The 1031-nt window shown below is 66.1% G+C and carries 1 protein-coding gene; it reads right to left on the minus strand.

Annotated features, from left to right (window positions below):
* Nucleotides 1-1031: beta-ketoacyl synthase N-terminal-like domain-containing protein (locus tag ACGF5C_RS35300; protein ID WP_393308832.1), on the minus strand; the 1031-nt coding region annotated here is incomplete at both ends.

The following is a 1031-nucleotide window of genomic DNA, read 5'->3' on the forward strand; positions in this document are numbered from 1 at the left end:
ATGGCGCATCGCCATGACCATCTTGATCACACCACCCACACCCGCCGCGGCCTGAGCGTGGCCGATATTCGACTTCAACGATCCCAACCACAACGGACGATCCGCAGCACGATCCTGCCCATACGTGGCAAGCAACGCTTGGGCCTCGATCGGATCACCCAGCGTCGTCCCCGTGCCGTGGCCTTCCACGGCGTCGACCTCGGCGGGCGAGAGCCCGGCATTGGCCAACGCCTGCCGGATCACCCGCCGCTGCGACGGACCATTCGGCGCGGAGAAACCATTCGACGCACCATCCTGATTCACCGCCGAACCCGCAAGCACCGCAAGAACCTCGTGACCATTGCGACGCGCATCCGAAAGCCGCTCCAACACCAGCATGCCCGCCCCCTCCGACCAACCCACACCATCCGCGGCATCCGCGAACGACTTGCACCGGCCATCCGGGGACAGCCCGCGCTGGCGGGAGAATTCGAGGAACATATCCGGCGTGGCCATCACCGCGACGCCACCGGCCAGCGCCAGATCGCACTCCCCCGAGCGCAGCGACTGCGCGGCCAGATGCATCGCCACCAGCGACGACGAACACGCCGTATCCACCGACACCGCAGGACCTTCCAACCCCAGCGTGTAAGCGATACGCCCGGAGACCAGACTGCCGCCCGCGGTTCCGGCCTTGCCGGTGCCCTGGGCGTAGTCGTGGTACATCACACCGGTGAACACACCGGTGGCGCTGCCGCGCAACACGGCCGGTTCGATACCGGCCCGTTCCAGCGCCTCCCACGAGGTCTCCAGCAGCAACCGCTGCTGCGGATCCATCGCCATGGCCTCGTTCGGGCTGATCCCGAAGAAGTCGGCATCGAAATCCGCTGCGGAATAGAGGAATCCACCGTTGCGCGCGTAGGTCTTGCCGGGCTTTCCGGGCTCCGGATCGTAGATATCGTCGACATCCCAGCCGCGGTCGAGCGGCCATTCGCCGTTGGTGTCGATACCTTCGGCGACCAATCGCCACAAATCCTCCGGCGACGCCACAC

Origin of the sequence: Micromonospora sp. NPDC047620 (assembly GCF_043205005.1) — a bacterium.
In the GTDB taxonomy this organism is placed as follows: Bacteria; Actinomycetota; Actinomycetes; order Mycobacteriales; family Micromonosporaceae; genus Micromonospora.